The organism is Streptomyces sp. NPDC091412 (genome assembly GCF_044756885.1).
Taxonomy (GTDB): domain Bacteria; phylum Actinomycetota; class Actinomycetes; order Streptomycetales; family Streptomycetaceae; genus Streptomyces.
Map to the genome: position 1 here is coordinate 317,441 of NZ_JBIVTV010000004.1, position 23,125 is coordinate 340,565.

20 protein-coding genes and 2 pseudogenes are annotated in these 23,125 nt (G+C 69.4%); 16 read left to right on the forward strand and 6 right to left on the reverse strand.

Annotated features, from left to right (window positions below):
* Positions 1 to 110: 110 nt before the first annotated feature.
* The 7 genes from ACIQMV_RS12755 to ACIQMV_RS12785 all read left to right on the forward strand — a co-directional run bounded on the left by ACIQMV_RS12755 (position 111) and on the right by ACIQMV_RS12785 (position 7,798).
* Entirely contained in the window at positions 111 to 2,762 is a 2,652-nt protein-coding gene (locus ACIQMV_RS12755) for a CocE/NonD family hydrolase (RefSeq protein ID WP_402592655.1), read from the forward strand.
* Positions 2,759 to 3,622 carry an ABC transporter permease gene (locus ACIQMV_RS12760; RefSeq protein WP_402592656.1) on the forward strand — a complete coding sequence of 288 codons (864 nt, stop codon included), beginning with the start codon at positions 2,759 to 2,761 and terminating at the stop codon, positions 3,620 to 3,622. The genes ACIQMV_RS12755 and ACIQMV_RS12760 overlap by 4 nt, the downstream gene beginning before the upstream one ends.
* An 841-nt stretch (positions 3,623 to 4,463) precedes the next feature.
* On the forward strand, positions 4,464 to 4,691 hold the full coding sequence (locus ACIQMV_RS12765) for a chaplin (RefSeq protein ID WP_141360730.1): 228 nt from the start codon (positions 4,464 to 4,466) through the stop codon (positions 4,689 to 4,691).
* 130 nt (positions 4,692 to 4,821) lie between these two features.
* Positions 4,822 to 5,403 (forward strand): chaplin, encoded by a 582-nt coding sequence (locus ACIQMV_RS12770; RefSeq protein ID WP_402592657.1) that lies wholly within the window; start codon positions 4,822 to 4,824, stop codon positions 5,401 to 5,403.
* A 1,005-nt stretch (positions 5,404 to 6,408) separates the two neighbouring features.
* Positions 6,409 to 6,648, forward strand: coding sequence for a chaplin (locus ACIQMV_RS12775; protein ID WP_172632962.1), 240 nt, complete (start codon positions 6,409 to 6,411; stop codon positions 6,646 to 6,648).
* Between the two features lie 208 nt (positions 6,649 to 6,856).
* On the forward strand, positions 6,857 to 7,138 hold the full coding sequence (locus tag ACIQMV_RS12780) for a hypothetical protein (protein ID WP_401774985.1): 282 nt from the start codon (positions 6,857 to 6,859) through the stop codon (positions 7,136 to 7,138).
* Positions 7,139 to 7,288: 150 nt separating this feature from the next.
* Positions 7,289 to 7,798 (forward strand): hypothetical protein, encoded by a 510-nt coding sequence (locus ACIQMV_RS12785; protein WP_402592658.1) that lies wholly within the window; start codon positions 7,289 to 7,291, stop codon positions 7,796 to 7,798.
* Between the two features lie 14 nt (positions 7,799 to 7,812).
* Here the strand turns inward: ACIQMV_RS12785 and ACIQMV_RS12790 are convergent, their stop codons facing one another.
* Positions 7,813 to 8,634, reverse strand: coding sequence for an IclR family transcriptional regulator (locus ACIQMV_RS12790; RefSeq protein WP_141360736.1), 822 nt, complete (start codon positions 8,632 to 8,634; stop codon positions 7,813 to 7,815).
* A gap of 13 nt (positions 8,635 to 8,647) precedes the next feature.
* Here ACIQMV_RS12790 and ACIQMV_RS12795 point away from each other — a divergent pair, with 13 nt between their 5' ends.
* Positions 8,648 to 11,455, forward strand: coding sequence for a SpoIIE family protein phosphatase (locus tag ACIQMV_RS12795; protein ID WP_402592659.1), 2,808 nt, complete (start codon positions 8,648 to 8,650; stop codon positions 11,453 to 11,455).
* 92 nt (positions 11,456 to 11,547) lie between these two features.
* Here ACIQMV_RS12795 and ACIQMV_RS12800 read toward each other — a convergent pair whose 3' ends face one another.
* The gene (locus ACIQMV_RS12800) at positions 11,548 to 13,614 is read right to left on the reverse strand and encodes a hypothetical protein (protein ID WP_402592660.1); all 2,067 of its coding nucleotides are present in this window, start codon (positions 13,612 to 13,614) and stop codon (positions 11,548 to 11,550) included.
* Between the two features lie 721 nt (positions 13,615 to 14,335).
* On the opposite strand from ACIQMV_RS12800, the pseudogene ACIQMV_RS12805 reads away from it, so the two are divergent.
* Together ACIQMV_RS12805 and ACIQMV_RS12810 are read left to right on the forward strand one after the other, a co-directional pair.
* A pseudogene (locus tag ACIQMV_RS12805) lies at positions 14,336 to 14,458 on the forward strand (cation/H(+) antiporter); the annotation flags it as partial.
* A gap of 74 nt (positions 14,459 to 14,532) precedes the next feature.
* Positions 14,533 to 14,658: pseudogene (locus tag ACIQMV_RS12810) on the forward strand (hypothetical protein); the annotation flags it as partial.
* A 174-nt stretch (positions 14,659 to 14,832) separates the two neighbouring features.
* Here the strand turns inward: ACIQMV_RS12810 and ACIQMV_RS12815 are convergent.
* The 3 genes from ACIQMV_RS12815 to ACIQMV_RS12825 all read right to left on the reverse strand — a co-directional run bounded on the left by ACIQMV_RS12815 (position 14,833) and on the right by ACIQMV_RS12825 (position 17,877).
* On the reverse strand, positions 14,833 to 15,186 hold the full coding sequence (locus ACIQMV_RS12815) for an antibiotic biosynthesis monooxygenase (protein ID WP_141360740.1): 354 nt from the start codon (positions 15,184 to 15,186) through the stop codon (positions 14,833 to 14,835).
* A gap of 1,370 nt (positions 15,187 to 16,556) precedes the next feature.
* Positions 16,557 to 16,817, reverse strand: a complete 261-nt coding sequence (locus ACIQMV_RS12820; protein ID WP_402592661.1) for a cold-shock protein — start codon at positions 16,815 to 16,817, stop codon at positions 16,557 to 16,559.
* 304 nt (positions 16,818 to 17,121) lie between these two features.
* Positions 17,122 to 17,877: a GntR family transcriptional regulator gene (locus ACIQMV_RS12825; RefSeq protein ID WP_402592662.1), complete on the reverse strand. Its 756-nt coding sequence runs from the start codon at positions 17,875 to 17,877 to the stop codon at positions 17,122 to 17,124.
* Between the two features lie 78 nt (positions 17,878 to 17,955).
* On the opposite strand from ACIQMV_RS12825, the gene ACIQMV_RS12830 reads away from it, so the two are divergent.
* The 4 genes from ACIQMV_RS12830 to ACIQMV_RS12845 all read left to right on the forward strand — a co-directional run bounded on the left by ACIQMV_RS12830 (position 17,956) and on the right by ACIQMV_RS12845 (position 20,021).
* Positions 17,956 to 18,234, forward strand: coding sequence for a hypothetical protein (locus ACIQMV_RS12830; RefSeq protein ID WP_161243595.1), 279 nt, complete (start codon positions 17,956 to 17,958; stop codon positions 18,232 to 18,234).
* A 523-nt stretch (positions 18,235 to 18,757) separates the two neighbouring features.
* Positions 18,758 to 18,982 carry a hypothetical protein gene (locus tag ACIQMV_RS12835; protein WP_402592663.1) on the forward strand — a complete coding sequence of 75 codons (225 nt, stop codon included), beginning with the start codon at positions 18,758 to 18,760 and terminating at the stop codon, positions 18,980 to 18,982.
* The gene (locus tag ACIQMV_RS12840) at positions 18,979 to 19,722 is read left to right on the forward strand and encodes a GntR family transcriptional regulator (protein ID WP_402592664.1); all 744 of its coding nucleotides are present in this window, start codon (positions 18,979 to 18,981) and stop codon (positions 19,720 to 19,722) included. Before ACIQMV_RS12835 ends, ACIQMV_RS12840 begins: the two co-directional genes overlap by 4 nt.
* Positions 19,719 to 20,021, forward strand: a complete 303-nt coding sequence (locus tag ACIQMV_RS12845) for a hypothetical protein (protein WP_402592665.1) — start codon at positions 19,719 to 19,721, stop codon at positions 20,019 to 20,021. Before ACIQMV_RS12840 ends, ACIQMV_RS12845 begins: the two co-directional genes overlap by 4 nt.
* 368 nt (positions 20,022 to 20,389) lie before the next feature.
* Here the strand turns inward: ACIQMV_RS12845 and ACIQMV_RS12850 are convergent, their stop codons facing one another.
* Complete coding sequence (locus ACIQMV_RS12850) at positions 20,390 to 20,512, reverse strand: hypothetical protein (RefSeq protein ID WP_402592666.1); 123 nt, start codon at positions 20,510 to 20,512, stop codon at positions 20,390 to 20,392.
* A 111-nt stretch (positions 20,513 to 20,623) separates the two neighbouring features.
* On the opposite strand from ACIQMV_RS12850, the gene ACIQMV_RS12855 reads away from it, so the two are divergent.
* Positions 20,624 to 20,923, forward strand: coding sequence for a hypothetical protein (locus ACIQMV_RS12855; protein ID WP_402592667.1), 300 nt, complete (start codon positions 20,624 to 20,626; stop codon positions 20,921 to 20,923).
* Between the two features lie 326 nt (positions 20,924 to 21,249).
* Complete coding sequence (locus ACIQMV_RS12860; protein WP_402592668.1) at positions 21,250 to 22,953, forward strand: AIPR family protein; 1,704 nt, start codon at positions 21,250 to 21,252, stop codon at positions 22,951 to 22,953.
* Positions 22,954 to 23,125: the final 172 nt, after the last annotated feature.

A 23,125-nucleotide genomic window follows, 5' to 3' on the forward strand; every position in this document is an offset into this window, starting at 1 on the left:
GCGTACCGCGTCCGCGGTACGCCACGGCGGCCCCGTACTCCCCGAGTAGGTGCCGAGGTTCGGTCCGGCGGCGGCTTCGGTTGCCGGTGGCGGACCGTACCGTGGAGGACATGGATCTTCGACTGCCCGGATTGCGCGGGCTGCCGCGGAGGCCCCGGCGCCTGCTGGCCGCCGGGGCCGCCGTCGTCGTCCTGGCCGGTGCCGGCACATGGACGGCGATCGCCTCCGACGACCCGCCCCCGGTGCACCGCACCGACCGGATGATGACCACGGGCGACGGGGTGCGGATCGACACCTCGTACTTCACCCCGGCCACGTCCGGCCGCCACCCCGCCGTCCTGCTCGGGCACGGCTTCGGAGGCAGCAAGGACGACGTACGGCGGCAGGCGCAGGACCTCGCCAGGGACGGATACGCGGTGCTGACCTGGTCGGCGCGCGGCTTCGGCAGATCCACCGGCAAGATCGGGCTGAACGACCCCGAGGGCGAGGTCGCCGACGTCTCCAAGCTGATCGACTGGCTCGCGCGGCAGCCCGAGGTGCTGCTCGACGGGCCCGGCGACCCGCGCGTGGGCGTGGCCGGAGCCTCCTACGGCGGAGCGATCTCCCTGCTCGCCGCCGGACACGACCGCAGGGTGGACGCCATCGCCCCGGCGATCACCTACTGGAACCTCGCGGACGCGCTCTTCCCGGGCGGCGTCTTCAAGAAGTTGTGGGCGGGCGCCTTCATCAACTCCGGCGGCGGATGCGCCAAGTTCGAGCCCGCGCTGTGCCGGATGTACGAGCGGGTCGCCGAGTCGGGCAAGCCGGACGCGGAGGCGCGCGCACTGCTCCAGGAGCGCTCGCCGTCCGCCGTCGCCGACCGCATCAAGGTGCCGACCCTGCTGGTGCAGGGCCAGACCGACTCCCTCTTCCCGCTCGGCCAGGCCGACGCCGCCGCCAGGGCGATCCGGGCGAACGGCGCCCCGGTCGACGTCGACTGGATCGCGGGCGGCCACGACGGCGGCGACATGGAGACCGGCCGGGTCCAGGCACGCGTGCAGAACTGGTTCGACCGGTACCTCAAGGGCGACAAGAACGCCGGCACGGGCCCCGCCTTCCGCATCACCCGCACCGGCGGGGTCGACTCCACCGACGGCCGGGCCCTGCTGCGGGGCGCGAGCGGCAGCGCGTATCCGGGGCTGGAGGGCGGGCAGCGGTCCATCGCCCTGCGCGGAGGCGAGCGGCGCTTCGAGAACCCCGCCGGAGCCAACCCGCCCGCCGTGTCCTCCCTGCCGGGCCTCGGCGGCTCCGGGGGCCTGGCCCAGCTGTCCTCGCTCGGCGTCGGGGTGTCCCTCGACTTCCCCGGCCAGTACGCGCGGTTCGACTCCGCGCCGCTCGGCGGCGGCCTGCGCATCACCGGTTCGCCCACGGTGACCGTCCACGTCACCTCGACCACCGACGACGCGGTGCTCTTCGCCAAGCTGTACGACGTCGGACCGGGCAAGGAGCAGCCGGTGCTGCCCGCCCAGCTGGTGGCCCCCGTGCGTGTCGACGGCGCCAAGGCCGGCAAGGACGTCACCCTCACCCTCCCGGCGATCGACCACGAGGTGCAGAAGGGCCACCGGCTCCGCCTGGTGCTCGCCTCCACCGACCTCGGCTACGCCTCACCGGCCGCCCCCGCGACGTACACCGTCGGCCTGAAGAGCGACCTGAAGGTGCCGACCGCACCGGGCGTGACCACCGCGGCGGCCCCGCTGCCCGGCTGGGTGTGGTGGCTGCCGGCGGCCGGTGCGGTGGTCGCGCTCGCCCTGCTGCTGACCTCCCGCCGCCGTACCGCCGCGCCCGCTCCCGACCCGGAGTCGGCCGACGTCCCGCTGCGGATCACGGGCCTGAGCAAGCGGTACGCGAGGTCGGCGGACCGGTACGCGGTACGGGACCTGTCGTTCCAGGTGGACAAGGGCCAGGTCCTCGGCCTGCTCGGGCCGAACGGCGCGGGCAAGACGACCACCCTGCGCATGCTGATGGGCCTGATCCAGCCGGACGCCGGCGAGATCCGCGTCTTCGGCCACGCCGTCCGGCCCGGAGCGCCCGTGCTGTCGCGGGTCGGCGCCTTCGTCGAGGGCGCCGGCTTCCTGCCCCATCTGTCCGGCCGGGAGAACCTGGAGCTGTACTGGCGGGCCACCGGCCGCCCGGCCGAGGACGCGCACCTGGACGAGGCCCTCCGGATCGCCGGCCTCGGCGACGCGCTGGCCCGCGCGGTACGCACCTACTCGCAGGGCATGCGCCAGCGCCTGGCGATCGCGCAGGCCATGCTGGGCCTGCCGGACCTGCTGATCCTGGACGAGCCGACCAACGGCCTCGACCCGCCCCAGATCCGCGAGATGCGCGAGGTGATGATCCGTTACGCGGCCGGCGGCCGCACGGTGATCGTCTCCAGCCATCTGCTCTCGGAGGTCGAACAGTCCTGCACGCACCTGGTCGTGATGGACCGGGGGCGGCTGGTGCAGGCGGGTCCGGTCGGCGAGATCGTCGGCTCCGGGGACACCCTGCTGGTCGGCACCGCCACCCCGGTGGAGGACCCGGTCGTGGAGAAGGTGTCCGCCCTGCCGGGCATCGCCTCGGCACTGCGGACCGAGGACGGCCTCCTGGTCCGGCTGGAGACCGGCGGCACGGCGCGGGACCTGGTCGTGGAGCTGGTGCGGCTGGAGGTGCCCGTCGTCTCGGTCGGCCCCCACCGCCGACTCGAAGACGCCTTCCTCACCCTGATCGGAGGTTCCGCATGAGCACGCTCGCCGAGAGCACCGAGGTCGCCTCCGGTTACCGGGCGGCCCGCACCCTGCCCCTGAGGGTGGAGCTGGTGCGGCAGTTCAAGCGGCGCCGCACGCTCGTCATGGGCGGCATCCTGGCCGCGCTGCCCTTCGTGCTGGCCGTCGCCTTCGCGATCGGCGGCGGTCCGGGCGGCCGCAGCGGCCGGGTGACGCTGATGGACACGGCCACCGCGTCCGGGGCCAACTTCGCCGCGGTGAACCTGTTCGTCTCGGCGGGCTTCCTGCTGGTGATCCCGGTGGCGCTGTTCTGCGGGGACACGGTGGCCTCGGAGGCGAGCTGGTCCTCCCTGCGCTACCTGCTCGCCGCGCCCGTGCCGCGGGCCCGGCTGCTGTGGTCCAAGCTCGTCGTCGGACTCGGGCTGAGCCTGGCGGCGATGCTGCTGCTGCCGCTGGTGGCGCTCGCCGTCGGCACGGCCGCCTACGGCTGGGGCCCGCTGGAGATCCCCACCGGCGGCGCGCTGGACGCGGGGACGGCGGCGCAGCGGCTGCTGGTGGTCGTGGCGTACATCTTCGTGTCGCAACTGGTCACCGCGGCGCTGGCGTTCTGGCTGTCCACCAGGACGGACGCGCCGCTCGGCGCCGTGGGCGGGGCGGTCGGCCTGACCATCGTGGGCAACGTCCTGGACGCCGTCACGGCCCTCGGGCACTGGCGCGACTTCCTGCCGGCGCACTGGCAGTACGCCTGGGCCGACGCCGTGCAGCCGCACCCCGAGTGGTCCGGGATGATCCAGGGCACGGCGGTCTCCGTCAGCTACGCGCTGGTGCTGTTCGCCCTGGCCTTCCGCGGGTTCGCCCGCAAGGACGTGGTGTCCTAACCGCAGACGTTGTCGCACTGCCGGTTCCGCCGGTTCTGCCGGTCCGGCAGGATCGGCGGAACCGGTATGTTCCGGACCTCGGCCACTTGGCTTTCCGAGGAAGCCCGTCGCACCGGAGTGCTGTGGTCAACTGCGCGGCCACACCCTGGTTTCTCCCCTTCACCCCGCCGGTCGGCGGCGCGGACTGCTTGTGTGTTTTTTGGACTCCGTGATTTTCCGGAGTTTTGAATGCGGTGGCGTCCAAGCGGGTGAACCCCCGCAACCAAACATGCGGCTCCGGGTTGATGAGGGCGTAGGACTTGCGTCGCTACGAGGAAAGGAACGCGCAGTGCTCAAGAAGGCAGAGGTCGCCGCGGCGGCCGCCGCTTCTGTCGGGCACTACGAGTCCGCCGTTCTCGCTGACCCGGGGGACGCTCGACAAGCTGTGCCTCGGCACGGGCGACACCAGCGCCGGCGTGCTGCGGGCCGTCAACTCGGACCAGCAGAACCAGCAGTGTTCGGACACCTCCACTCGGGCCGAGCGGAACGCCTTGCTTTCGCACCTCCTGGACAACCTGTCGGCTCTCTCCGCCAATACCGGGAGCTGAGCCGGGTCAGGTGGCCCATGGACCCTCGCCGATTCTGCCGAGGACTGCCCGTGCCTTTCCGAAGAACTCTTTCCGGCAATGCAGTCGAGGGTGAATCGTATGGTCGCGAGGGTCAATCGAGTGAAGTGCTCGGCGACTCACGTTCCACATTTTCCCATTACGGCTGTTCCTCGTTCAGCATCACGACCGTATCGGTTGTGTTCAATCGGTTTCTGACCGTCATCGGGGCCTCGTCCCCAAGAAGGGAACATTTCATGAAGAAGAGCGTTGCTGTCGTCACCGGCGCCCTCGTGGCCCTGGGCATGGCCGGCCCCGCCTTCGCCGACTCCGGGGCCACGGGTACCGCCGCGAACTCCCCGGGTGTGCTCTCGGGCAACGTCATCCAGGTTCCCGTGCACGTTCCGGTCAATGCCTGCGGCAACACCGTCAACGTCATCGCGCTGCTGAACCCGACGTTCGGCAACACCTGCGCCAACGGCTGACCGTCCGGCGCACCCAGCCGTACCGGCTGTGTCACGGCCGGCCTTGGACATCGATCTCCCGCCCAAGGCCGGCCTTCCCACTTCTTCAAGCCGCATCGACCGAGCGGCTGCAAGCAGGAAGACAACGAGATTGCGACAGACTCTGAGCAGGGGAGTGTTCGCGGCCGCCGCCGCGACGAGTTTGCTGACCCTGTGCGGCAGCTCCGCCCTGGCCGACTCGCAGGCCGACGGCGCCGCGTCCAACTCGCCCGGCGTGCTGTCCGGGAACACCATCCAGGCACCGGTCTCGGTGCCGGTGAACGTCTGCGGCAACACCGTGGACGTGGTGGCGGTGCTCAACCCGGCGTTCGGCAACAGCTGCGGCAACGGCTCACCGGCGGCCCCGCCGGTGACGGTGCCGGCACCACCCAGTGTCACGCCGTCGACCGACGACGGCTCCACGACGCTGCCTCCCGTGTCCACGCCCACGCCGGACTCCGGCACGTCGAGCACGGACACCCCGCCGCGCGTGGTGGACGAGGTGGTGGCCGAGCCGCAGCGTGCCCAGACCCTGCCGGCTCCGGCGGTCCTCGAGAACGCCACGCCTGACGCGGCCCCGCAGCTGGCCGAGACCGGCACCGGCGCCCTGCTGGCGTCCTCGGCCGCCAGCGCGGCCCTGATCGCGGGCGGCGTGATCCTCTACCGCCGCGGCCGGGCGGCGACGCACCGCTAGGGCTGGATCCCCGGGCCGGCGAAGCGGCCCCCTACGGGTGCCGGACATGCTGTCCGGCACCCGTTCTTGTCTTCCCTGACGACAGGCCCGCCCGTCGTGCCGACGTCGGTCGCGCTCGCCTTCCTGCCGGCAGGCGGGTTTGCCCTCCTGACGGCCGGTGGGCTCGCCTTCCCGCCGGCAGGCGTGCGCGTCTTGCTGACCGCCGGCGGGCTCAGGGCTCATCTTCTTGCCGGGCGTCGCACTCGCCCTTCTGGCGCCAGGTGGGTTCGCGCTTGTCCTCCTGAAGGCCGACGGGCTTGTCCGGCTGGGACCGGCGGGCGCGTCTTCCTGCCGGCCGTCGCGTTCGTCCTGCCGACGGCCACGCGCTCGCCTGCCTGGCGTCCGGGCGCACTTGTGTCGCCGCCGCCCGCCGCCCGCGGCCGGCCGACCGCCAGTCTCGGCCCCGCGCCGGTCCTGGCCCGCCGCCGGTCCTGCCTCGCCTCCGGCGCTGGCCGGCCCCCGGCCCCCGACCGCTGCGGGTCCTGTGTCTGCTGCTGGTCCTGGTTCGCCGCTGGTCGTCGCCCGCTCCCAGCCCGGCCCGCTCCCAGCCCCGGCCCGCCTCCCGTCCGGGCCTGCTTCCGGTATGGCCCGCCGCTGGCCCTGCCTCGCCTCTGGCGCTGGTCGGTCCCCGGCCCCCGACCGCTGCTGGTCCTGGCCTGCTTCCGGTCCTGGTCCGCCCCCGCCCTCGGCCGGCACCCGGTCATGGACCGTCCCCGCCCCCGGTCGGCACCCGGTCATGGGCCGTCCCCGCCCCCGGTCGGCACCCGGTCATGGACCGTCCCCGCCCCCGGCCGGCACCCGGTCGTGGTGCGCTCCCGGAGGCGGGGCGTGGACCGGCTCGCCGTGTGCGCGGAGACTTTTGAGATCACCCCTTTGGCGGCACAACTCGCGGGACTGCCACGCGTTGACACAACGCCGGGCATCCCCGCCCGGGTGTTTTTGCGTCAATCCAAGGAGCACTTCTCCATGTCGCGTATCGCCAAGGGCCTGGTCCTTACCTCCGTCGCCGCCGCGGCCGTCGCCGGTGGTGCCGGCATCGCCGCCGCCAGCAGCGGCGCGACCGGCGGCGCCGCCAACTCCCCGGGCGTGCTGTCGGGCAACGTCATCCAGCTTCCCGTGCACGTCCCGGTCAACGTCTGCGGCAACACCATCGACGTCATCGGCGTGCTGAACCCGACGTTCGGCAACGCCTGCGTCAACGGCTGACATCCGCGCGCGTTCCTCCGTCCGGCCGCCTTCCCCGGTTCCTCCGTGGGACGGCGGCCGGACGCGTAGCCGATCCCCCGTGTCGCAGATCCCGTATCAGAACGCGGCGAATTCGGGCCGCCGGGGTTTCCGGTCCGGCCGGGGCTCGTTGGGCAGGGCGACGCAATCCCCCGCGGTGACCGACGTCGCCGAAGAAAGGAACACGACGATGAAGTCCCTGAAGGCTGCCGCCGTCCTCGCCGGATCCCTGGCCCTCACCGGCGCCGCCGCGCCCGCGTTCGCCCAGAGTGCCGCCGACCTCACGCCCAACAGCCTCAACGGCGCCGTGAACACGCTCACCAAGGGCCCCGTCGACGTCATGCCGCTCCAGCACCAGTCCAACGCCCTCAACACCGAGAACCAGGACTCGCTGCTCCACACGGTGAACGGCGCCACCCAGACCCTGAACGCCCCCAAGCCGCTCCTCGGCGGCCTGGCGCTGCAGCGCTGAGCCGCGTGAGGCGTGAGCTCGGCGCCTCCGTACCGGCCGGACCCGTCGTACTACTGCGGCACTCGGGGGAAGCCCGTGCTGAAGGTGGCGTCAGGATCGTTGGGCGGTACGGACGTCGAGCCCCGAACCCGGAAAGGGACCGTACCTGACATGAAGTCGACCACTCGAGGAACCCTCGCCGCCCTCATCACGGGCGTCGCCGCAGCCATGGGCGCGGCAGCGACCCCCGCCGCCGCGGCCGGCACGGTTCCCGTCCCCGTCCCGCTGGAGGGCGCGGAGGCGGTCCTCGGCACGGAACTGCCCGAGGTCGGCGGACAGCTGCCGCTGCCCGCGGCGGGCGTGCCGGAGCCCCCGCGCTTCGTCCAGGGACGGCTCCTGCCCGAGCGCGCCGTGCCACGGCTGCCGGTCGACGGCGGGCTGCCCGGCGCGGAGCTGCGCGCCCCGCTGGCCCACACCCTCGACGACGGCTTCGACCACGTCGGCGTCGGCCTGCCCGCCTCCGACGTGCGGACCCTGACCCCGGGCCTCTCCCTGGACGCCCCCCTGACCGCCCCGACCCCCGGCGAACTGCCCGCCCTGAAGCAGCCGGAGCTGTCCGTCCTCGCCCCCGTACTGCGCACCGCCCCGGGAGCCGACCTGACGGCCAGTCCCGGCCTGTAGCGGCAACGGGGACGTCAGCCGTCCGACGTGGGCCGGCGTCCGCCGAGGCGCGCGGTGACCTGGGCGGCGGACTCGCGCACCGTCTCGCCCAGTACCGGAAGCCCTTCGGGGGAGACCCGGAACCGGGGCGCGGAGACCAGGACCGAGGCGACCGCCTCGCCGCGGTGGTCGAAGACCGGGGCGGCGACGCCCACTTCCTCCACCGAGGTCTCGCCGTAGTTGACGGCGTAGCCGCGCTCGGCGCTCTCCGCGAGGCGGAGCAGATAGGCGTCGACCGCCGCGTCGCTGAGCCCGGGGTGGACCACGGCCCCGCTGGTGACCAGGGCCCGTACGCGCTCGGAGGGCAGCCGGCTGAGGAACACCTGCACCGAGGAACTCGCCGCCGTCTGGTAGCGGGTCCCCAGCGGAGTGCTGTGCTTGACCTCGTGCCGGCTCGCCACCTGCTCCACGCAGACCGCCTCGGCGCCGTTCCACACCAGCAGCGCCGCGGTCTCCCCGGTGCGGTGACTCAGCTCCTGGAGCACCGGATACGCCGCCCGGCGCACATCGAGGTCGGCCAGCAGCGGACCCGCCATCGCGATCACGCCGAGCCCCAGCCGGAACCGCCGGGAGCCCGGGTCGCGCTCGACCAGGCCGTCCTGCTCCAGCGTGGCGAGGATGCGGGACACGGTGGACTTGTGCAGTCCGACCCGGGTGGCGATCTCGGTGACGCCCAGCTCGGGCTCGTCGACGCTGAAGGTGCGCAGCACCCCGATGCCGTTGCGCAGCACGGTCATACCGCGCCCGGAGCCGGCCGCGCCGTTGTCGGGGATCTCGTCCGTCGTATTGCCTGCCATGGTGCGCTCCATCATGCCCTTGCCGGAATGCCGACCGGGACACAGGGAGCAAAATGGAGGAGTGATCGCACAATCCCGTCGATCCCTCCGGCGCGGCGGGCGCGACAACTCGCCGACGCCGCCCACGGGGCGGCTGCGGTCACTGTTCAGGCCGCGCACCGTCGCGGGCCAGGTGTTCCTGCTGCAAGTGGTCATCGCGGTACTGATCGTCGCCGCGGCACTGGTCGCCCTCGTGCTCCAGGCCGGTGACGACAGCACCAAGGACGCCCGGGAACGCTCCCTGGGCATCGCCGAGACGCTGGCGTACGCGCCGGACACGCTGAAGGCCATGACCGGCCCCAACCCCAGCAAGGTGCTGCAGCCCGTCGCGCACAAGATCATGAAGGAGACCGACGTCGACCTCGTCGTCATCTACTCGAAGGACGGGATCCGCTACACCCACCCCAACCCGGCCTTCATCGGCAAACCGGTCCTCGGCGTCCGCAGGCCGCCGCCCTCCCCCGTCACCCAGACCATCCAGACCACCCAGGGACGCTCGGTGGTCTCGTACGTCCCCGTCATCAAGCCGGGCGGCGGGGCCGTCGGCACCGTCGCGGTCGCGATCACGGTCCAGAAGGTGGAGACCATGGCGGGCCGGCAGCTTCCGGTCCTGCTGGGGACGGCGGCCGGGGCGCTGGTCCTGGCCGCGGCCGGCACGGCGCTGGTGAGCCGGCGGCTGCTGCGCCAGACCCACGGCCTGGGACCGGCCGAGATGACGCGGATGTACGACCACCACGACGCCGTGCTGCACGCGGTGCGCGAGGGCGTGCTGATCGTCGGGGGCGACGGCCAGCTGCTGCTCGCCAACGACGAGGCGCTGCGGCTGCTGGATCTGCCGCCGGACGCGGAGGGGCACAAGGTCACCGACCTGCCCCTGGACGCCGGAATCGCCGAACTGCTGACGTCGGAGCGCACGGCCAGCGACGAGGTCCACCTCACAGCCGACCGCCTCCTCGCGGTCAACAAACGGCCCACCGCCCCGTACGGCGGGTACGAGGGGAGTGTGGTGACGCTCAGGGACACCACGGAACTGCGGGCGCTGTCGGGACGCGCCGAGGTGGCGCGCGAGCGCCTGAAGCTCCTCTACGACGCGGGCATGAAGATCGGCACCACCCTGGACGTGTCGCGCACCGCGCAGGAACTGGCGGACGTGGCCGTTCCCCGCTTCGCCGACGTCGTCACCGTCGAACTGGCCGAGGAGGTCCTGGGCGGCCAGGAGCCGACCGGGGCGATCAGCGGCGAGGTGCGCCGGGCCGCGGTGCGGGGCCGTCCCGGGTACCAGCCGCTGGTGGAGGTGGGCCGACGGCTCAGTTTCGCGCCCGGCTCACCGCAGGCCCGGTGCGTGGAGAGCGGCCGAGGGGTGCTCGAGACGGAGCTGACGCAAGCCCGGGAGTGGCAGGTGGCGGATCCCGATCGCGCGCGGCGCGTCCTGGAGCGCGGCTTCCACTCCCTGATCGCGGTGCCGCTGCGCGCCCGCGGCACGGTACTGGGGGTGGTGGACTTCTGGCGCTGCCGGGAGGAGGCCTTCGACGCGGAGGACGTACCGTTCGCCGAGGAACTGGCCGCCCGGGCCGCCGTCGCTCTCGACAACGCCCGCCGCTACACCCGCGAGCACACCATGGCGGTCACCCTGCAACGCAGCCTGCTGCCCCGTGGCCTGCCCGAATACAGCGCCCTGGAGGTGGCCTACCGCTATCTGCCGGCCCAGGCGGGGGTGGGCGGGGACTGGTTCGACGTGATCGAACTGTCCGGTGCCCGGGTGGCCCTGGTGGTCGGCGACGTGGTGGGACACGGGCTGCACGCGGCGGCCACCATGGGACGGCTGCGCACCGCTGTGCACAACTTCTCCTCCCTGGACCTCGCCCCGGACGAGCTGCTGGCCCGCCTGGACGACCTGGTGGCCCGGCTCGACCGGGACGGCGCGGCCGCGGGCGGTGAGGAGGGGCTCGCGGGGGCCACCTGCCTGTACGCCGTCTACGACCCGTCCTCGGGCACCTGCTCCCTGGCCAGGGCCGGCCACCCGCCGCCCGCACTCGTCGGCCCGGACGGCAGCGTGGCCTTCGCCGACCTGCCCGCGGGACCGCCCCTCGGCCTGGGCGGCCTGCCCTTCGAGGCCACCGAACTGCGGCTGCCCGAGGGGAGCCAGCTGGTCCTCTACACAGACGGGCTCGTCCAGGACCGCGAACGGGACATCGGCGCCGGCCTCGAACTCCTGCGTGCCGCGCTGGCCCATCCCGACCGGCCCCCGGAGCAGACCTGCCGGGCGGTGCTCGACGCCCTTCCCCCGGACCACGCCATCGACGACATCGCCCTGCTGGTGGCCCGTACCCGCGTACTCGATCCCGATCTGGTCGCCGACTGGGACGTGCCGGCCGATCCCGCGGCCGTCTCCCGCGTCCGCGCCGACGTCGCCCGGCAGCTGAAGGACTGGGGTCTGGAGGCCGCGAGCTTCACCACCGAACTCGTCCTCAGCGAACTGGTCACCAACGCCATCCGTTACGGCAGTGCCCCCATCCACGTCCGCCTGCTGCGCGACCGCAAGCTGATCTGCGAGGTCTCCGACGGCAGCAGCACCTCGCCCCACCTGCGGTACGCGGCGACGACGGACGAGGGCGGACGCGGTCTGTTCCTGGTCGCCCGATACGCCGAGCGCTGGGGAACCCGGTACACCCCCACCGGCAAGGTCATCTGGACCGAGCAGCCCCTGCACGGCGGGGCGGGGCCGGCCGACGGCCTCGGGGGCGACGAGCTGCTCGACCAGTGGGACGACGGCACGCTGTGACACGGCCCTGACCGCCCCCTGCCCGCCGGGCACCGGGTTCTTGTCCGCGGGGATGTCCGCCCCACGGGCGGCACCGGCGCACACCTGCGGAATCAGCGCCTGACGTGGTTGCTGTCCAGGGGTGACCTGGTGTCCCGCTGTGCCGGGATGGCGGCGAGCGTGCGCACCGACGCACCCGCCCGGTGTCCGTCGGTCACCGCGCACAGCGCGCGGGCCGCCTCGTTGAAGCGGACGGCGGACGGCGGATCGCTCGGGCCCAGCAGGTGCCGCTTGAGCTCGGCGCGGGCCTCGGCGTGGGTGTCCTTCTCGGGGTGGCGCACGGACTCCAGCAGGGCCGGTACGGCGGAGGCGTCCGGAGTGAGGACGGCGCCTGCCCGGACGGTGGGGAAGGTGTCGCGGAACTCCTGCTCCGGAAGGCCGCTGGTGTTGGCGACGGCGTACGGCTTCTCGCTCGCCAGATAGTCGGATATGACGCTGGAGACATCGCTGACCAGCAGGTCGACCACGTTGAAGCAGGCGTAGACGGTCGGCCGCGCCTCGGTGATGATGTGGTGCTCCCCCGCGGGGAACGAGGCCCAGTACGCGGTCTCCCAGGCGGCGGTCGCGGCGGCCACGGCCGCGGCCCGACCGGATTCCGGGACCGTCTGGAGCAGCATCCGCTCCGCGTTGTCCGCGCTCGCCCGGAACGAGGACGTGGTCAGCCGGTCGAGTTCGGCGGTCCGCCGGGCCAGCTCCGCCGCCGCGGAGGGCGTGGGCCGCTCATCGGCGTGTTCCGCGGCACGGAGGATGTTCGCGGCGCGGATCATCCCCTGGATCCGGGCGTTCGCGGTTGCCGCCCGGGGATCGACCGAGCCGGTCAGCGGGTGCGGTTTGTACAGGAGCCGGACCCCCGGGTCGGCCAGGAGGGCGCGGACGATGTTCTCGCCGGCCTCGACGACCGAGGTGTTGCCCGGGTTGCCGTCCCACCCCTCCCACGTGGGGGCGTAGAGAACCGTGGTGTACGGGCCCACGGGCGCACCGGCGTACGGCTCGATCGCGTCCAGCTGCGGGCGTCCGATCTCCACGACGTCGCCGTCGTCGACACCCACGTGCGCCAGGGCGTACCGCTCGCGCGCCGCGGGACCGGCCACCCACACCTCGTCGTACGCCTTCGCATACGGATTGCAGCTGGACGGCTTGTCGCTCTCGCCGTGGTTGACGAACGCGTGCTTGATGGTGGGGATGCGCAACACCTGCGAGGTCTTCCCGGAGTTCGACGGGTGGATCATCACCGTCAGGGTCGAGTGCTCCAGCCTCATCAGGTCGGCGACCTTCGGCAGACACACGATCGGGATGTCGGTGGACGCGATCTGGTTCACCATGAAGCGCTCACGCAGCACGATCAGCGGGCGGCCCTCCAGCCGGGCCAGCGGCTCCAGCCACATGTCCGCCTGATAGGCCGAGCTCGTGCTGCCGGAGAAGTACATGCCCACCGTCGGCCGGTACTCCGCGAGCCAGGCGTCGAACCACTCCAGCGCCTGCTCGCTCGTCACCGGCCTGCGTCCCGGGAGCAGCCGCAGCAGCAGTATGCCGATGGCCACCAGGGCGAGGGCGGCGGACAGGGCGATTCCCGCGACGGCCCACCAGACCGAGCCGCCCACCGCCGCGGCCAGCAGTCCGGCCGCCGAGGGCAGACCGAACGCGAGGAGCCGCTGCCCGGAGCGCTGCGTCAGCAGCGCCGGGGGAGCGGGGCTCAGCAGCAGTGGCGAGGCATCGATGTTCCGGGTCACCACGGGCAGGGCGCGGGTGCGGCGTACGAGGATCGCAAGCGCCTGGGACGCGAAATGCAGGGTGTAGAAGAGCAGCAGGCCGCAGACCAGAGCCAGGTATTTCGTCTCGTAGTCCTCGTCGCTGATGCGGATCAGGCCGGTCACCAGCAGAAGGTCCCGGAGGACTTGGCGCACGGTCACGGTCGCGTGCAGCTTCCCGAGGGCGGTGGTCACGTTCCGCTGCCACCGGTGCAGGGCCATGTCCGCCGCCAGCCCGGCAGCGGTGGAGGCCACGAGCAGGGGAACGCCGGGGAGGAGGGCACCCACTGCCTGAGCGGCGAACGACAGGGCGAGCACTGCGGGCAGGAGGAGGCGCGCGGCGGCGGTGCGCAACCGAGCGGGCGGGGGCATTGCTGACAACTTCGCGGGCTCCAGGCCAATCACCATCCCTGAGCACGGACTTGCTGACTTGCGCGCTCAGATGGCCGCGGGCCGGAAGCCGATGCGTACGGATGTTTTCCTTCAAATTTCAGCGGACTTTACCTACGCCGCATCCTTGACTCCAGGGAGGCCAGGAGGATTTTGTTTGAAGGAACAGTGCATCGATGTGCCCGATGTGACGCTCAAGTAACCGGGTGGAACTCCTCGCAAATTGCGTGGCGTGGCTGTGCGAAGCGCCTGCGGAAATGTGTAATGGAAAGAGTAAGGATCAAGGGGGCGAGGGTGGCGGCTCGGCGTCTTCGAACGCGCACGCCGCTGAGCTGCTCCGATGCTCCGTGTGGTGCCGAATCCGGGTGTCGTTCCTGTCTTCGAACCCGATGAATGGCGACTGTAGGGTGGATTTGCCGGTGCTGTGATCAGTCTTTGTATTCCTTGGTGGGCGAGACATCGAATACGCGGCGATCTCACCACAAGTGAAGATTTCACAACGGGCACATTCGGTCATTGCGTCGACGATCTGACTCCGGAATGCAGGAATGGGAGACCGCCTACTGCGGAGGCGACTTTCGACCGGCTGCGCAGGCCCCCTGCCGGCGGCGTTCGAGGAGGGTGAGGAGCGGGCCGGTCATGGCAGTGGTGACCAGGGCCATCACCACCGTGATCGAGTACAGGTCCTGGTCGAGCGACGGGGGGCACCTACGCCGCCGCACGGCTCGGCCGCCTGCCGGCCCGTTCGGCGGCCGTGCTCGCCATCCTGATGAACACCCGCGGCCTGACGGAGCTGGTGATGCTCTCCGTCGGCCTCCAACTGGGCCTGGCGGCCTTCTCCGCGACGGGCAGCCACTTCACCCACGTCTGCACGTCACCAGGAGCGAGTTCGACCAACTCCTGCTCGACAACGCCCGGAAGCTCGGCGCCACGGTCCACGAGGCGGCCCAGGTCACCGAGATCCTGCGCGACGAGACCGGCAGGGTGACTGGGGTGGCGTACACGCAGGACGGTGAGCCCCGTCGGGCCACCGGCCGCTTCGTGGTCGACGCCTCCGGACAGGGCCGTGTGCTGACCCGTCAGATGACGGAGAACCTGGCAGGAGGACCTGAGGGCCCGGTGGCAGCCGGACAGCCTCGGGGCCTCCCCGTGAGAACCTTGCCTTTCGGTTGGTCAGCCCGCTGCCGGGCTCTGCGGGACCTACGCTCGCGTGAACCCGTGGCTCCGCTCCACTTTCGCCACATGCAGCGTGTAGCTCTGGTACCACTCGGCTTGCCCGCGCTTCTGCGCCGCGCGGTGCTCGGCGTTGCTCCGCCACTGAGTGAGGGCGTCGGCGTCGCGGAAGTACCCGACGGTGATGCCCAGCCCGCCAGGAGTCTGCGCGTGGTCCATCCCCAGGAACCCGGGGACGTCCTTCACCAGGTCTTCCATGCGTGCGTTGGTCTCGCTGTAACCGCTCTGGTCCTGGGTTCGCACCGTAGTGAAGACAGCCACGTAGTAGGGCGGTTCATAGGCCTCGACGGGCGCGACAGGGGCTTCCGAGTGATCGCTCATGGCGCCACCGTAAAGCGGGACGCGCCCAACGATCCAGCGTCGTTCCTGAACGGGAGCCGTCATGAAGCATGCGATACGGCGATGCATCTTGCGGGCCACCCCCCTCCCCAAGTCCGCACCAGGCCGCGGCCCTCCTCGACTGGATCCGGCGCCGGCCGCCCGAAGGCAGGCGCCCGGAGGCAGGCGCCTGCACGCGTTTTTCGCCACGTTGTACTACTGCGGTCCGCGTCCCGAGGAAGCAGTGGCCATTCGGGTGAAAGATGTGACGTTGCCCCCTCCTTGCGCCGAGGACCAGTGGAGTGAACCTCGGATCCACGCGGCGACGCCGGAGGTCGGCAAGCAGTGGACCGGCACGGGGGAGCTTCCCGATCTCAAGAGGCGGCTCGAAGCCGCGGAGGATGCTGCCGGACGTCGGCTGACCGTCCCGGCTGAGAACTTCGACACGTATGCGACACGGCCACCCGCGAAAACCCGGTGACAGCCGGACAGCCCCGGAGTCTTCCCATGATCGTCGGAGGAGTGCCCGGGGCTTCTTCGTGTGCGGTGAAACCCGGCCTGACCAGCGAAAAGCCCTCCCACTGGGGAGGGCTGTCACAGGCGCCCCCGGCAGGACTCGAACCTGCGGCCAAGCGCTTAGAAGGCGCCTAGTGCATACCACTGCCTCCCTGTGCTGACCTGCTTGGACCTGCCCCTGAACCGTGGGGTTTGCGGAACTTCGACTCGCATTCGACAGACGATGGTGAAGCACTTCAGCTTGACTATGAGTCATGAAGCTTGAGCGGAAGAGCCCGTGGGCCGCAAACCATCATCGGGCGGGCGCGGCCTCCGCACGTGGCGAGTGCGCCTGGGGGCACCGTGCCCCAAACCAGCGGCGTGGAGCGTGTGGGTCACCGATGCCGGGGGCGAAACGTCGTGGGCTGTTTGTGCGGAGCATGCTGCCGCATCCGCTGTGTTGTCCACCGCGTCCGGAGCCGATTAGTCCACGGCTCCGGAGGGTGAGGGTCTACGACGAAGCCGGTGGTTCTCCCGAGCCATTGACTGCCCTGACTAGACGTGAGGTTGACTGCACTGTGCGAGGGGGGAAGGCTGTGGGCACCTACCGGCAGACGGTCGTGGACCCGGACGCCTCAGCGGAGGAGGCGGTTGCGCGGGGTCAACGTGGCAGGAACTGGTTGGAGGCGGAAGGCTTCATCCGCCCGGTGCCGTGGCAGGACGATGTGGCGTATCTGGCCGGGCCGCGCTTCACTGCTGGTGGCTGCGGCTCGTCTGTCACTGCCGGTCGCCGCTGGTCGGCCTCGGGCACCCTCGCACGGCCCAGGGACGGCCCAGCGGCCCCAAGGTCGACCGAGATCGGGCCGTGACTGTGGATGTCAGACAGTCCTGGGGACGATGCTCACCGCGCGGTAGTCGTACCCGTCCTGCTTGAAGCCGGGCGCTTCCCAGATGAGATCGACTTCTTGCCCTGGTGACAGCGTGCGAAAGCCGGGCCCCTGAATGTCGGAGTAGTGGCCGAAGCACCCTCCGGGAGTCTCGGGCGAGTCGAGCACGCCCCACCCCTCCTCGTCCCTCCACTCACGCACAGTCGCAGTCACGGCTGCGGGGACCTTACTGGTCCCTCTGCGGCGACGCATTTACCTCTCCCCTCACCTATTCCACAAGATCACAAAAGGCCTGACCTGTCAGACTCACACGGTCCTCCGCAGGATGCACTGTGCCACCAGCAAGTCAAGAGGCGCGAAAGATGTACCACCTGTGGTACAGACCTCCGCGCTGAGAACGAGCAAGCTGGTGCTCAGGTCGTCGGCGCCTCAAGGCCTAGCGATTTACCTTCCCTGGTAAAGACGCCAACTCTCGCAGGGGAGATCCTGGCGGGCGAAGCAAGGAGGCGGCCCATGTGCAGTGGATTCCGGAGACGGTCTCCCTGAAACGGCGCGATCACCGGCTGATCGGGATCTCGTAGACGATCTCGCAGTGTGCGGCGGGCACGACGATGTCCGCCGTCTCTACGGGCTGCCCCTGGTCGCTGTAGTACGTCCGCCGGATGTGTGTGACAAGTGCGGCCTTCTGGATGCCCAGGAGCGACGCTTCCTCGGCGGTCGCCTGTCGCGGCTCCGGCTGCTCCACGGTGTGGCTGACGGTGACGCCGATCGCGGCCATGCGGTTCACAACGCCCGCCCCCGCATGGGGGCCTCCCTCGGGGAGGACGACGAGAGTGCCCGCGGTGAGGTCGTACGGCTCCCAGCTCGTCGACAGCTGCACCGGTCTGCCGTCCGCCAGGAACTCGTACGTGGTCCGGACGCATAGCTCGCCCTCGGCGATGCCCAGTCGCGCCGCGATCTCTGCCGGTGCCGGCACCTTGGCGTCGGTCCGGCTCTCCCAATCCCCCTGCCTGCCCACGGCCTTCATGTCCGCCCGGAACGGCGACCCGTCGGGCCGCTCCCGCGCCGACGAACGGACCACCCGCACCCGCTGCCGGGGCTCGGCAACATACGTGCCCGAACCGGCGCGGCCCTCCAGTACGCCCTGGGAGATCAGCAACTCCTGTGCCCGGCGGACCACGTTCTCGCCCACGCCGCACTCCTGACCGATCTGGGCGCGGGAGGGCAGGCGGTCTCCCGGTTCCCACTCGTTCTCCGCGATCCGCCGCCGGAGTTCGTCGGCGATGCGGAGATAGGGCGGCTGCTCAGGCATATGGAAAATCTAGTCCACTAGCTCTAATCTAGTTAACTAACTTCACTCAAAGTGATCGCCGGTGACGGAGGCTGCCCTGTGCCCGCTTCGGGAGTTAGCGCGGCGGCCATCGCCGCCCGGCTGTCCGCCCTCGGGCTTCTCACGCGAGTGGAGGAACACCCCCGACACACGTCGGTCGAAGCGGAGGTGCCGGAATCGCTCTCCGCCGAGTCATGGCGGGAGGTCCTGGAAGTGGTGGCCGAGGCCGATCGGTTCGGGCTCCTCGCCACCAGCTTGAACGGCCGCACCCTCTGGGCGGTCGTACGCAAAGCGGTCCCCACGACGGGCGATGTCGGGGGACCGAGCCATCAGCGATAGGAGCTGAGCAGCGTGCTCAACCGTATCCGCCGTGCCGTCTGGCTCACCAGAGCGCGGTACATCCCCAAGGGCAGGCACCGCCGCCCCTTAACGCCCACCCGGCCGTCGGCCGCTCCCGCCCCCTCCGCGTCCGCTGTCGGGGCGACGGTCATCCTGGGGCGGGCCTCCGACAGCGCGAACCACCGGCACTCGCTCACGGGCGAGGACATCGCGCTCGTTCGCCCGTACGTGCTGGCCTGGGAGAAGCGCGTGCGGACGCGCTCAGTGGTCGTCGCTCTCCATCTGCCGGCCGATGCCTGGTCGGCCCTCGCGGGGGCCCACTGATGCCTCCTCGCCAACAGCTTTACATCACGGACGCCTCGGCCGCCCCCTACCGATCGACCGCATGCCGGATCGGCACGCACCTCGCTTGCGCGGAGTCCTCCCCGGCATCAGCGCCGGTCGACGTCCCGGTGATCTACGAGGCGTGCGACTGCCCGTGTCACTTGGCGTCCGACCGGTCCACGCCTGCGGAGGTGAAGCGGTGAGCGAACGGGTGCTCGGCGGCGTGCTGGTCTCCAACATCGAGGTCACCGCGACCACGGTGCAGCGTGGCGACATCATCCAGCTCGGCGGTCAAGCCTGCCGGGTGAGGGACCTCTTCCAACTTCCTCAAGGCGCCAAGCAACTCCTCTTCGAGTCGGGCGAGTTGCTGACCATACACACGCGAACTCGGCTCGCAGCCGTGCGGATGCTGAGAAGGCGGTGATCGGTACCGTGTCTTCTCGCCATCATGACATCGCCGACGATCTCCGGCACCAGATCACGACCGGTCGCATCAAGCCCGACGACCGCCTGCTGTCCGAGGCCGGCCTCGCCGACCGGTACAAGGTCAGTACGGTGACGCTACGGAGTGCCCTCGCGGTCCTCCAGGGTGAAGGCCTCGTCGAGAAGATCCACGGCAAGGGGAACTTCGTTCGTCGCCCACCCCGCAAGATCATGTACGTCGGGGGATGGGGAACGCTGGACCCGTGGACCGCCGCTGATGCGGCTCTGCGTGTCACCGTTCGCAGCACCACGGTTCAGGCAGACGGGTATCTGACCACCTTGCTGAAGGTGCCCACGGGCAGCCCTCTCGTCGAGTTCTTCTGCGTCAGCCACGAGGGAGAATCACCGCACGGCCTGGCCCGCATCTACATCCCGCGCGACCTGGCACCGGCCGGAGTGCTCGACGACGAATCCTCGTGCTGGGAGGCGGTCACGAGATTCGCCGTCCTCGGCCCGCCGCCGGCCGCTGTGCGGGAGACCATCTGTGCCCGCCCACCGACACCGGACGAAGCATCGACCCTCCGGACCAGCTCCGCAGCGGCAGTACTCGCGATCACACGCGTCGGGACCGATCTCACCGGGCGAGTCGTCGAGGCCGCGCTCCTGGTGTTCCCTGGGGATCGCGTCGAGGCGGTCTTCACCACCCACCACGTGACCGATGAGAGGCAGACGCAAGGATGACGGCACCGAACGAACTGCGCCTCCTCCCGTGGGCGGGACCAGAGGGAAAGCCCTGCTACCTGAGCACCGACGACAGGCACGGCTTCATGTCCCGCCTAGCGGACAACATTGAAGCGGTCCAACTCGGCACGGCGGCCGAACTGCTGGAGCAGGCCTCGGAAACCCTCGACGACCAGGACGCGGGCCCGGAGGACCTGCGACGGTTGGCGGAGGAACTGACCGGGGCTTTGCGGGACGTGCTCCGCATTGCGACCAGCCGCGGTCACCTCCTGCTGGGCGGCGAACCTCCCCGCTCCTGAAGCGGCGGCCGCAAACGGCGCCTGCCGACGACGACTTCCGTTCCACATCCACGGGGAGAGGAGCCCGGTCACCCGCCCGGGTTCCTCTCCCCGTCCCGTCATGTCGGCCATTGAGGTCTGGTGAGCTGGTCAGGCGGCCTTCGAGGGCCGTTGTCGGGTGGTTGCGAAACGGTGGTTGCTGTACCTGCCTGCTGTGCAGCAACTGCCTTGCCTGTCGGAAATCGGCGGTGCTCACTCGGTCTCGCTACTTGGGTCGCCTTCTACTGCTCCGGCCGATGAACTGACTGGGATGCCGCGTGGCGCGGGCGAGGAGCTCGTTCCTGCGGTTGTGATTGGAACTGTCGGGCGGGTATCTCCGTCACATGGACTCAGGGACAGCGGCAGTGGTTGGTGCGGCCATCGGCATGCTGGGTGGTGCCGGGGGTGGTTGGCTCACACTCGTTGGTCAAGCTCGACAGCAGGAACGCCAGCAGCGAATAGACCAGCAGCACCGGTTGGAGGAGGTGCGCCGGGAGGCATACAGCGCATGCCTCAGTGCGTCGAAACAGGTATCGGCCCGCTGGTGGAGGGTTGCGGTTCGGCTCCGCACAAATGGCACCACGATGGAGCAGTGGGAGACGGAAGCCGTGGAGGCGCATGCGGCATGGGCGCCGTTCAGCGCGGCGGTAGCCGCCGTTGCAGTCGCGGGCCCTGGCCCTGTGGCGGAGGCAGCTGAAGACCTGCGGCGCGCCATGTACGTGCTGGACCAAGCGGCAGTCGACTGGCACGAAGCCGCTCGCGTAGCAGGTCGCGGCAATCTCGCCGAGTTGGACGAGAAATACATGGAAGCGGTGGCAGCCAAACGAGTGCCCGGAAAGGTCTTCCAGCAGGCAGCCCGGAAGGCGCTCAACGCTGAAGCGTGAGTCGGATGGCGGCCCCTACCTCCACGGTCAGCACCCCGGATCGGCGCCCTCAGCTTGGGAAGCTGCGATCATTTGTGGCTGGTTCGAGCACTGACCTAGGTGAACGGCCGAGATGTGCCTCGTCGGACCCGGCTGCTTTCAGAGTCGTTCCCCGCTGCTCCCCGCTCGATCTGGTGCGGTTTGGGGGCGGTCGTGGACCGGCGCACTGGCAGCCAAGTATGGCGCCGCTGCCAGACGATCACAGTCTGACCCTTCCCAATCACCCTATGCGATCGGTACGGTGCTCCTTCCAGGGGCGAGCCTTGATCTTGGCATGCGGGGGGCGCATGAAAAAGCTGTGGGTCAGGCACATCAAGGATGCGCTACACACAGGTTTCGCGGATCACATTGATATGAGTGATTACGAGAAGGCTAGCTCTTCTATCCGCGAGAAGGCGTTCCTGAGTCGCTCCCTAGCAGCTCTAGCCGTTCAGAGGTTTACCGAGCTCTCAGCGGAGCAAGCGGCCGCCACCGTTGTGGATGGTAGTCATGACAACGGAATTGACGCCATTGCGATTGACGCTACACAACACAGGGTAATTCTTGTTCAGTCCAAATGGGACGGGTCTGGAGACGGCAGTCTTGGACTAGGTGATTCGAGGAACTTCATTGCCGGATTCAAGGACCTCCTCGACACGAAGTTTGATCGCTTCACCCCGCGACTGAGGGCCAACGAAGAGCAGATCACTGCCGCGCTCGACGATGTCGATGTCACGTTCGTCCTTGTCGTGGCCACGACCGGCCGAACAGAGTTGGCGAAACCGTCTACTGCGGTTTTTCAGGACGTGCTTGACGAGATGAACGAGACTCAGCAGCTAGTTGAGGTGGAGATGCTGGGCCTGACCGAGTTTCATTCTTTTGTCGCTGAGGGGCTGGGTGGCTCGCGAATTGATCTTCATGCCCAATTGGAGAATTGGGGAACTGTAAGTGAGCCGTATGAAGCTTATTACGGAGTTGTGGCGGCTTTAAATGTTGCCCAGTGGTATGAACGTTTTGGTGACCGATTGTTCTCACAGAACATCCGAAAGGCTCTTGGCAACACCAGTGTGAACGACGCCCTAGCGAATACCATCTTGGACCATCCTCACCATTTTTGGTATTTCAATAATGGCGTGACAGCTCTCTGTGAGAGCATCAAGAAGACGCCTCGCGGCGCGGCAACGCGCACTTTCGGTGATTTTTCGCTCACCGGGGTTAGCATCGTGAATGGTGCTCAGACTGTGGCCAGTATCCATAAGGCGTGGCAGAGGAGTGGGAGTTCACTCGACGGTGCAATGGTGTGGGTACGCTTCATTAATCTCGAAGCCTGCCCAGCTGGCTTTGCGACGGCAGTCACTAGGGCCACAAATACGCAAAACAGTGTGGAGACGCGAGACTTTGTGGCCTTGGACCCGCAGCAGGATCGCTTGCGTACCGAATTGGTGCTTTCACTGAAGAAGACGTATGCGATCAAACGCGGAGAGCCTGTACCCAGCGCCGAGAACGGCTGTACAGTGGTAGATGCCACCATTGCTCTGGCGTGCGCGAATCGTGAACCAAGTTTGGCAGTCCTTGCAAAGAGTAAGGTCGGAAGCCTTTGGGAGTCAACGGAAAAGCCCCCGTACCGCACGCTGTTTAACCCAACTGTGGGACCGTATCGTGTTTGGAGATGCGTTGAGGTCATGCGCTACGTCGACCTCGCGTTGTCTGATCTAAAAAGGAAGCTCGACGGGCGTCCGCGGTCCGTCTGTCTCCAGGGTAACCGTCTGGTACTTCACCTGGTTTTCCGAGAAATCGACTTGCAGCGCATCGATGACGCCGAGTACGACTGGTCTTCACAACTGAGGCGGGTTCCGGCACTCACTGAAAAAGCCCTCTCTTCTCTCGTGAAACATGTCGATGATGTCTATCCGAGCAGCTACGTGACAAGTCTCTTCAAGAACATCACGAAATGCCGTGACCTCGTTCATAGAGTTCGCGATGACTGGCCCAAAGACTCCGATGAAAGATGACCTGAGTAACAGGGCGACGATTCAGTGCCACAGCTGGGCTGGCCGTCAGTTCAGCCACAACTGATCACCGCCCGTGACCTGTGGCCGCATAAACGATCAGCCTCCTGATCTGCTGCTGAGCTGTCGGCTCCAGTCAACCAATCTTCAGGGGGGCGCATGCAGTGGTCGGCAG

Excerpts from the sequence above, each read along its gene's own strand:
- ACIQMV_RS12795 (WP_402592659.1), top strand. The coding sequence starts at position 8,648 with ATGCCCTTGCCGGAATGCCGACCGGGACACAGGGAGCAAAATGGAGGA.
- ACIQMV_RS12815 (WP_141360740.1), bottom strand. The coding sequence starts at position 15,186 with ATGAGCGATCACTCGGAAGCCCCTGTCGCGCCCGTCGAGGCCTATGAA.
- ACIQMV_RS12765 (WP_141360730.1), top strand. The coding sequence starts at position 4,464 with ATGAAGAAGAGCGTTGCTGTCGTCACCGGCGCCCTCGTGGCCCTGGGC.
- ACIQMV_RS12780 (WP_401774985.1), top strand. The coding sequence starts at position 6,857 with ATGAAGTCCCTGAAGGCTGCCGCCGTCCTCGCCGGATCCCTGGCCCTC.
- ACIQMV_RS12825 (WP_402592662.1), bottom strand. The coding sequence starts at position 17,877 with ATGCCTGAGCAGCCGCCCTATCTCCGCATCGCCGACGAACTCCGGCGG.
- ACIQMV_RS12755 (WP_402592655.1), top strand. The coding sequence starts at position 111 with ATGGATCTTCGACTGCCCGGATTGCGCGGGCTGCCGCGGAGGCCCCGG.
- ACIQMV_RS12790 (WP_141360736.1), bottom strand. The coding sequence starts at position 8,634 with ATGGCAGGCAATACGACGGACGAGATCCCCGACAACGGCGCGGCCGGC.
- ACIQMV_RS12855 (WP_402592667.1), top strand. The coding sequence starts at position 20,624 with ATGGAGCAGTGGGAGACGGAAGCCGTGGAGGCGCATGCGGCATGGGCG.
- ACIQMV_RS12860 (WP_402592668.1), top strand. The coding sequence starts at position 21,250 with ATGAAAAAGCTGTGGGTCAGGCACATCAAGGATGCGCTACACACAGGT.
- ACIQMV_RS12845 (WP_402592665.1), top strand. The coding sequence starts at position 19,719 with ATGACGGCACCGAACGAACTGCGCCTCCTCCCGTGGGCGGGACCAGAG.
- ACIQMV_RS12760 (WP_402592656.1), top strand. The coding sequence starts at position 2,759 with ATGAGCACGCTCGCCGAGAGCACCGAGGTCGCCTCCGGTTACCGGGCG.
- ACIQMV_RS12820 (WP_402592661.1), bottom strand. The coding sequence starts at position 16,817 with ATGCGTCGCCGCAGAGGGACCAGTAAGGTCCCCGCAGCCGTGACTGCG.
- ACIQMV_RS12775 (WP_172632962.1), top strand. The coding sequence starts at position 6,409 with ATGTCGCGTATCGCCAAGGGCCTGGTCCTTACCTCCGTCGCCGCCGCG.
- ACIQMV_RS12785 (WP_402592658.1), top strand. The coding sequence starts at position 7,289 with ATGAAGTCGACCACTCGAGGAACCCTCGCCGCCCTCATCACGGGCGTC.
- ACIQMV_RS12800 (WP_402592660.1), bottom strand. The coding sequence starts at position 13,614 with ATGCCCCCGCCCGCTCGGTTGCGCACCGCCGCCGCGCGCCTCCTCCTG.